This window comes from Flavobacterium sp. (assembly GCF_031381455.1).
Lineage (GTDB): Bacteria > Bacteroidota > Bacteroidia > Flavobacteriales > Flavobacteriaceae > Flavobacterium.
This window is the reverse complement of the sequence record NZ_JANMXZ010000044.1, coordinates 59,049-68,117: the sequence shown is the minus strand read 5'-3', so window position 1 is coordinate 68,117 and position 9,069 is coordinate 59,049. Positions and strand designations below refer to the sequence as shown.

Here is a 9,069-nt window from a genome sequence, read left to right as displayed (position 1 = left end):
CGTTGATTCCGACGAACAATAAAGTTCCGGCGTTGAACGATTCGAATTCCATCGTAGCTTTATCGGTTTCGATTTCGGCCAGGATATCTCCTTCTTTTATTATGTCTCCCACTTTTTTAAGCCAGGTTGCCACAGTTCCTTCTGTCATCGTATCGCTAAGGCGGGGCATTGTGATTTTAGTTGCCATAATTATAGTCTGTGAGGGATGAAAGGATAATTTTCTTGTTCGTAAACCACATCATACAATTGTTGTATTTCAGGGAAAGCAGATTCTTCTGCGAATGTTACGCATTCTTCTACTAAATCTTTTACTCTTTCATCAATGATTTCAATTTCTGCATCCGTTGCATAGTTGTTTTCCTTGATGATATCCAGCACTTGTGTAATTGGGTCAATTTTTCTGTATTCTTCTATTTCGTCTTTCGAACGGTATAATTGTGCATCCGACATGGAGTGACCTCTGTATCGGTAAGTTTTCATTTCTAAGAATGTTGGTCCGTCACCACGACGTGCTCTTTCCATGGCTTCGTGCATAGCCTCGGCAACTTTTACAGGATTCATTCCGTCTACTGGTCCGCAGGGCATTTCATAGCCCAAACCTAGTTTCCAAATATCTGTATGGTTAGCCGTTCTTTCAACTGAAGTTCCCATAGCATATCCATTGTTTTCACAAATAAAAACTACCGGTAATTTCCATAACATCGCCATGTTGAACGCTTCGTGTAATGAACCTTGACGTGCTGCACCATCACCAAAATAGGTTAAGGTTACACCACCAGTTTCAAAATATTTATCGGCGAAAGCCATACCAGCACCAACTGGAATCTGTGCTCCAACGATACCGTGACCACCATAAAATCCGTGTTCTTTTGAGAAGATGTGCATAGAACCACCCATTCCTTTTGAGGTTCCGGTCACTTTTCCAAGTAGTTCTGCCATTACTCTTCTTGGGTCAACACCCATTCCAATTGGCTGCACGTGATTACGGTAAGCCGTAATCATTTTGTCTTTTCCGCCTAAGTTCATAACGTGCAGAGCACCCGCTAAAACGGCTTCCTGACCATTATATAAGTGTAGAAATCCTCTAACTTTTTGTTGAATATAAAGTGCTGCAAGTTTGTCTTCAAACTTTCTCCAAAGCAGCATGTCTTCGTACCACTTTAAATAAACTTCTTTTGTTACTTCTTTCATTTTTTACTTTTTGCTAAAGCGTTCTTAAGTTGTAATCATATTTCAACGCAAAATAGTTCACTCACTCACAAATTTGCGAATGGCAAAAGTAAAACATTCCGAGTAAGAAGTAAAATTTAAAAGAGTAATTTTTACCTTTTACAGGAAGTTTTTGTCGAAGGTTAGCGGCAATAAATTTTTAATCGAATCTGACTTATAAATTTCGCCGCTTTCCCCCATAAAATAAATTTCTATTGGTGTGTTTTGCTTGAATTCATATTCAGAAATAGATTGTCTGCAACCGCCACATGGTGGAATCGGAGTTGTAGTCTTATTAGTATCAGAGGCTGCTGAGATTGCCATTTTTACAATTCGGGCATCAGGATAGATTGCGTTTGAATGGAAAATAGCAACTCTTTCAGCACAAAGTCCAGATGGATATGCAGCGTTTTCCTGGTTTGAACCTAAAACAATTTTTTCGTTATCTAAAAGTAGTGCTGCTCCAACTCTGAATTTTGAATAAGGAGCATAAGCATTTTTTCTGACTTCGATGGCTTGTTGCATTAGCGTCTGAACATCTTGAGGAAGTTCTTCAACTGATTGAAATGCTGTAAACGAGGTTTTAATTTCTATTTTATTCATTCGAATTCTATAATTGTTTTTATTGGAAAATGGAATAACCATTTTAAAGTTTAGTGTTTTAATTTCTATTCTGCCAATGGTTATTTCATTTGCTTTTTTGATACTTATTGAGGAAAAAAAATCCAAATCTCTTTTTTGAAATTTGGATGTTATTTTTATTACTTACTATATATTAATAATCTTCGTATTTATCACCAAAGTTAAACGATAATGAGAAACGAAGTGTATTTTCTAATGGGTTTTTCACTTTTGATGCAGAGAATAAATAGGACACATCTACTTTAACTACGTTGTATTTGAATCCGGCTCCGAGGGAGAAAAATTTTCTAGCTCCTTTTATCGGACTTTCATGGAAATATCCTAAACGGAAAGCGAATGAATCTTGGTATAAATATTCGGTGCCAACAGAGTAAGTGAACTCTTTAAGCTCTTCGCTAAATCCTCCCGGTGCATCACCAAAAGAAGAGAATATACCAGAAACCCAGTTTATCTTGTTATAATCAGCATTGTTTTGAGTTCTTAAATCAATTTCCTCTTGTGAAGTAATTAAGCCATCACCATCTAAATCGGCACTTTTTGGAGTTGGCACTAAAAGTTTTGCAAACTCAACACTTAAAGTTACTTTGTTGAAATCGTCAAGAATAAAGTCGTAACCACCACCAATTCTCATATTAGCCGGAAGGAAGTTAGCACTGTTATCGTCAGAAGCACCAGCGTCATAGTTGATTTTTGGCCCCATGTTTTGGAAATTAAATCCAAGACGTAAACGACCATTAAAGTCAGAAAATGCGGCTTCTTCACCTACATAATAACCTGAAACATCAACTGCAAATGAACTTGCCGGTTTGGAGTCTGTAGACTCGCCAGATGGTATTCTTAAAGCAGAACGAATATATCTTCCCGCAACAGACATGGCAAAACGCTCACTTAAATGTAACGAGTACGAACCATCTAAAGCTAATTCATTTGGCTTAACAATTTGAGGTTCATCCTCAGCATTTTGTCTTAATTCAATTTCTCCTAAACCAAAGTAACGTAAGCTTACTGCAAAGGCACTTCTCTCATTAAATCGGTTATAGTAAGTTGCTTGTCCCAATGAAATATCATTAACCAAATCAGTTAAATAAGGAGTATAACTTGCTGTGAAACCTTGTTTGTCGGTAGCAAATGCATATTTTGCAGGGTTCCATTGTTGTGAAAAAGCATCTGGAGAAGTAGCAACTCCTTGGTCTGCCATACCAGCAGCACGGGCATCGGCTGCTACTAAAAGAAATGGAACACCAGTGGTAATAACACGACTATCTTGTTGTGCGTTAACATATTGAAATGAGATTAGTATAAAGAGGGCTGCGAATTTTTTCATTTTCAGTTTTATAAAAGTTAACAAATATAGTATTTTCCTAAAGGATAACAAGTTTTTCTATTTTTTCTGCCTTTTTATCCGATAAAGTGGACTTTACAGTCAATTTATAGACATAAACACCTTTACCAATTCGGTCTCCAAAATCATCTTTGCCATCCCAAGTTATTTCTCTGGAAAGAAAACCATCTGTTGTCACGGTTTGATTTTTTGTCCAGACAATTTTACCTGTTATGGTCATTACTTGCACTTGGACATCTAAAGGTTCAAATGGTCTGTTGTGAGAAAACCAAAATTCGGTGTAACTCACAAAAGGATTTGGATAATTTAGTACATGCTCAAGCGCAATACTTTCGTCGCCAACCACTACAAATTGAATTTCGGCAGTGATGGGATTATTATAAACATCCCAAGCTTTAAATGTAATTGTATGCAAACCCACGGCTAAATTTCGGAAAGGAAAATAAACTCTACCTTTTGTATAATCATCTAATTCGGTTTGATAATAATCATTCATGATGTAAGGTTTCGTTTCGTCACCATCAAGAATACCAACTATATCATGGCCAATTCCGCTTGCGGTATTTATTCCGTGTTCGTCTTCGAGTATAGCTAAGAAAAAAGGAGATTCGTTTGTAATACCGCCATTTACAAATGTTTCTTCATTCATATATAGTTTGACGGTTGGTCCCGTATTATCGGCTACAGCATTTGTGTTGATTCCGCCAATTTTAATATCTGTATTTTGTCCGTATTTGTCTAACAGAATCTGATTTCTTTTGGAATAAAAACTGATTCTTCCGTTGCCAACAGGAATTCTAATATCTCTTGGTACCACAAAACCAAACTCAAAACGACCAGCTGTTATGGAAGCGTTTCCTCTAAAAATTGTTTCCCCCAAAGTTGTAAAAGGGATTGATGGGCTGTTGTAATCGTTATTAAGTGTGGTCCTCATTACGTTTTTGTCAAATATATTCACTGATAATTCACCATTATAAGAAGGCAACTGATTGTTGTTTTCATCTAAAACCTCACCGGTTAACTTAACAAATGCCAGCGATTGAAAATCATCAATTGGTCCGGTAATAGGAATGTCATTAACTTTAGTCAAAACCACTCTTGGTTTTGGGATTGCCAACATTAACGCTGGATCTCCTAAATAAAATACAACATTAGTAGCCGTATTTGAATTAGAATTCTTAGCAAGACGAAGCGCTTCTGCAATGGTTGTATATTCATCACTATTATATGAAAATAAATATTCAGAAAGTTTATCATTAAATACTTCTGCGTTTCCCTGATCTATAGAACGAACAGTTGTTATCATTGATATAGCACCACCTCTAGGATTCCAATAGGTATATTCGCCAGCTGTTGGACGATAGGGGTTATCAAATCTTGAAAAATCACAAGTAATGGTTATAAATAAGGGATATTTGTATCGGTTACTCAAATTTTGACCATCTGATTTTTCCCAAATACGTTCACCAGATAAACCATCTTCACCACCATGTCCTAAGTAATTGAAAACAAGTGCTCCTTTTTCGAAAGCTGCAAAAATTTCTTCTCTTGCTTTTGGATATCGTTTTCCACCGGCTGAAGTTTCCTGCTCATAAGAATCGAGCAATATTTTTTTGAAATTGATAAATGGTTTTTCGGCAACAACTATATCGGTAAGTCTATTTTGCTTGTATTGTAATGTTGAATCAGAAGGTTTATCCGAATCATCGGCTATGGCAACATAATTGGTTCTCCAACTACCATACGATTTCAAATCGTGGTATTCAATTACTTTGTTTACCATTTCATCTGCTTGTTGTGTAGTGCTGACAATCATCCTCCCGACAGCGATATCGATTCCCCCTAAATCAGGATCAGGAAATATTGTAGGGCCATTTGAAGTGGTGATACCACTATCTAATCGGCCTTTATCTTCATCCATCATACCAAAAAAATCATCAGATGCAAATGAAAACTGTGATTCGGAGTAACTATTCAGTGCCTGATATATAGGAACAATATTGGTGTTGTTTGCAATTCGGTCTTTAAAATCATAAGAGGCATCCCCAAAAAGATTTAAGTATTTTACTTGTTGACCAATCGGGGCATTGAGATAAACATATTTTACAAAATTTCTAATCGCTCCGATATCTTGTTTTCCGGATGAAAATTCCGGATAAATGTTTTCTAAATTCACCACTTTGACATTCAGATTAGAGTAACTTCTGTGAAAAGCAGCCAATTTTTCGGCTTGTGCATTTAAGAATTTCGGGGTAATAATTAAATAGTCAATTTTCTGCCATACACCTTGCGCATTGTTAAAAATGGTTCCTTTCAAATTTTGGTTATCCACTTTTGATTTCGAATCTTTTAAAGGAGCATAGTAATCAGTGTTGTCAATGGCAATATATTTCCGAACTTCTCCTAAATTTGCTTTAAAAGAAAAAGCGCTTTGCGTTGCGTTTTCTGCTTTGGTTACATTAAACTTATCGGTGATATCCCAAATTTGCGATATTGATGAAGCATTAGAAAGTTGGTATTCACCAATCCCTATTAGGGAACTTGCCTGATCAAATTGGAATCGGAATTGTTTTCCAAAGGTTTGAAGATTTCTTTTGGCTTTGATGTTGATGTAGTCTAAATAGCCTCTTGAACTCGGCACGCCACCATTATCAAAAGTCACTTTGATGGTCACATCTTCAGCAGATACATTAGATGTTGAGGAAAAATTTCTTTCAATTACTAAATCATCACTACTACTTCCAGGATCTAGAGAAATATTGCCCACCAATTGTGTGTTGGCTTCTATTTTAAAATTATTTGAAGTCGAAGTTACGGAAGCAACGTGCGTTTTAATTTCAATAGGAGATGAACTTACAATATTTGGAAATTTAAATTTAAATTCTTGCTCGTTGTCCACGCTAAAGCTCTCTCCAAACCAAATTCTACCTAATTTTTTAACATTAACATCATCAACTTCGTGAAATTGATAATCATCAAAAGTAGTAATCGTTGTTGTTGCGCTTCCAGTTGGCTGAGTCATGTCAACAATTCGCTTACCAACATCGCCTTGCGCTGTTACATAATAATAGGACTTATTTGAATAAATATTTAAGCTGCTTTTGTAGTCGTCATTCCAGTTATCAATTCCTTCAGCATAAAAAAGAATAAAATCCTGACTGTCAAAAATACCATCACTTTCGCCAATAACTTGAATAGCATTTTCGGATAAATCCATGGGATAGTAAGTAGAATTAAGTAGCGGCAACATTCTTCCACCATTACCATAAATTTTTATTTTTCTTGGATCTACATTGGTGTCAAGCCCTAAACTTTGAAGAAAACTTTTAGTGATTTTGTAAACGCCTGATTTTTGAATATAAAACCGATACCAATTTCCCGTACTTAAAACGGAGTTTTCAATAGCAGTAATATTGTTAACGGTAGTTTGTGTTCTTGAGGCACTTTGTAAAATAGTATAACTGAAAGAAATTAATTTTTTAAAAGAGTTTCCTTCTTTAACTATTGGCGTAAGCGTAATTTTGCCATAATATTTTTCCCGTGCATTATAGCTTTTAAACGATGATTTAAAACTGGAAGGAATATTTTTTATGGCTATATCGCCAAGCTGGCTTTCCAGGATAGGTTCAAAGACAAGGTTAGTTATTTGAACTGCATTCTCATTAACTTTATTATTAAGTTGTATTGTTAAAGAATAGGATACGGTTTTGGAATAAACATCAAACTCGTAATTTTGAGCATTAAACTGAGGAACCATATAAGAAAAGCTTCCAAAAGACAATTCTTTTTTGGCTGTCCAATTCAAAGAAGCGTTTCCTTGTTCTTGAGCCATAGCTAAGAATGTGCTCAAAAACAGTAAGCAAATAATAATGATTCTTTTCATAGTATACAATAAACGTATTTTTTTAAAAATTAGTATAAAAAATCAAAAAAAAATTTTTTTTGAGCCAAAATACAATAAAACTACTAATTTTGCGTTATATTGTAAGTCCGCCCACAGGGAGCGAATTTAGTATTAATTAAAAAAGTTGTTGCAATTTAATGGTAAATACTTATATTGCGCCTCGAAATTTATACCTACTATGAATATGAAAGTAAACAAAATTATAGCAGTAAAATTATTACTATCACTAGTGATAATGGTCGGTTTTACTAGTTGTAGTAAAAAATCCGAATCAAAAGGTGGTTCCAGAGCTACCGGTTGGAAAATCAACGATAAAAAAGGGGGTTTCCAATACGCTTCTAAATTTAAAAAGCAAGCAACAGGACCAGGTTTGGTTTTGGTTGAAGGTGGAACATTTACCATGGGTAAAGTAGCTGATGACGTAATGCATGATTGGAATAATACGCCAAATCAGCAACACGTTATGTCTTTTTATATGGACGAAACTGAGGTAACCAATATGATGTATATGGAATACTTAAATTGGTTAAAAACAGTTTTCCCACCAGATCAGGAAAATTATAAAAACATCTATGAAGGTGCTTCTCCCGATACGTTAGTATGGAGAAACAGATTAGGGTATAACGAAACCATGACAGAAAACTATTTGAGACATCCAGCCTATGCTGAATACCCGGTAGTTGGAGTTAATTGGATTCAGGCTACTGAATTTGCTAAATGGAGAACGGATCGTGTCAACGAAAATATCCTTGAGCAACAACGTTATTTGAAAAAAGACGCTAAAGTTACTGAGATGACTGCGGATAAAATTTTCAGTACTGAGGCATATCTTGCTTCACCTTCTACAGCAAAAGGCGGAGACGAAAAATTAGTTTTGAAAAAAGGTAAAGGAAGAGGAGCTGCTCCAAAAGCAAGTGGTACTGCTGCTGCGGGCGCTAACAATACGGCAGGAAACAGTGCTAAAAATGTTTATGCACAAAGAACTTCTGGTTTGATGTTACCTGAATATAGATTACCAACAGAAGCTGAGTGGGAATATGCTGCTGCTGCAGACGTAGGACAAAGAGAATATAATGCTTACAAAGGGCAAAAGAAATACCCTTGGTCAGGAAGTTATACTCGTTCAGGGAAAAGACAAGTTAGAGGAGATCAATTGGCTAACTTTAAACAAGGAAAAGGAGATTATGGTGGAATCGCAGGATGGTCTGATGATGGTGCTGATATCACTAACAAAGTTAAATCATATCCTCCAAATGACTTTGGTTTGTATGATATGGCAGGAAACGTAGCCGAATGGGTTGCCGATGTTTACAGACCTATAGTTGATGATGAAGCAAATGACTTCAACTACTACAGAGGAAACGTTTACATGAAGAATAAAATTGGTGATGACGGAAAAGTTGAATTAGTTACTCCGGAAACTCAAAAATTTGACACACTGTCAAACGGTAAGATTGTTTCTAGAAATTTCCCAGGTCAAATTGCTCAAGTAGCTGTTGATGATAAAGAAACTTATTTGAGACAAAATTTTGATAAATCAAATAATATAAATTACCGTGATGGTGATAAACAATCTACGAGATATTTCAAATTTGGTGCTTCAGAAGAAGGTGATGAAAAAGGGAAATTGAAAGATGATCAAAGAATGTATGATTCTCCAAAACATAATGTATCTACAGATAGCTTAGGTAACATGGTAAAAAAATATGACCGTTCTAATAAACGTACTACTTTAGTTAATGATGATGTTAGAGTTTACAAAGGCGGTTCTTGGAGAGACAGAGCTTATTGGTTAGATCCAGCACAAAGAAGATATTATCCGCAAGATATCGCTACAGACTACATCGGATTCAGATGTGCTATGTCAAGAGTTGGTGCCAAAGCTGACAAAAAGAAAAGAGCAAGAAACTAAGTTGTAGTTTTATGAATAATAACAAAAAAGCCCTAATTTTAAGGGCTTTTTTATTTTAAC

General features: G+C 35.6%; 6 protein-coding genes. 1 reads left to right on the top strand and 5 read right to left on the bottom strand.

Translation table 11 applies throughout. The annotated features are described in order from the left end of the window. The 5 genes from RMN97_RS11235 to porU all read right to left on the bottom strand — a co-directional run. Positions 1 to 187: biotin/lipoyl-containing protein (locus tag RMN97_RS11235; RefSeq protein WP_309614615.1), on the bottom strand; the 187-nt coding region annotated here is incomplete at its 3' end. Between the two features lie 2 nt (positions 188 to 189). After that, a complete protein-coding gene (gene pdhA, locus RMN97_RS11230; protein WP_309614614.1) occupies positions 190 to 1,191 on the bottom strand; it encodes a pyruvate dehydrogenase (acetyl-transferring) E1 component subunit alpha in 1,002 nt (333 codons plus the stop codon). A gap of 138 nt (positions 1,192 to 1,329) precedes the next feature. Next, complete coding sequence (gene cdd, locus RMN97_RS11225) at positions 1,330 to 1,812, bottom strand: cytidine deaminase (protein ID WP_309614613.1); 483 nt, start codon at positions 1,810 to 1,812, stop codon at positions 1,330 to 1,332. Positions 1,813 to 1,984: 172 nt separating this feature from the next. Continuing rightward, positions 1,985 to 3,175 (bottom strand): type IX secretion system outer membrane channel protein PorV, encoded by a 1,191-nt coding sequence (gene porV / locus RMN97_RS11220; protein WP_309614612.1) that lies wholly within the window; start codon positions 3,173 to 3,175, stop codon positions 1,985 to 1,987. A gap of 37 nt (positions 3,176 to 3,212) precedes the next feature. Beyond that, complete coding sequence (gene porU / locus RMN97_RS11215; RefSeq protein ID WP_309614611.1) at positions 3,213 to 7,076, bottom strand: type IX secretion system sortase PorU; 3,864 nt, start codon at positions 7,074 to 7,076, stop codon at positions 3,213 to 3,215. Between the two features lie 205 nt (positions 7,077 to 7,281). Between porU and gldJ the strand changes: the two genes are divergently transcribed. Next, positions 7,282 to 9,009 (top strand): gliding motility lipoprotein GldJ, encoded by a 1,728-nt coding sequence (gldJ, locus tag RMN97_RS11210; RefSeq protein WP_309614610.1) that lies wholly within the window; start codon positions 7,282 to 7,284, stop codon positions 9,007 to 9,009. Positions 9,010 to 9,069: the final 60 nt, after the last annotated feature.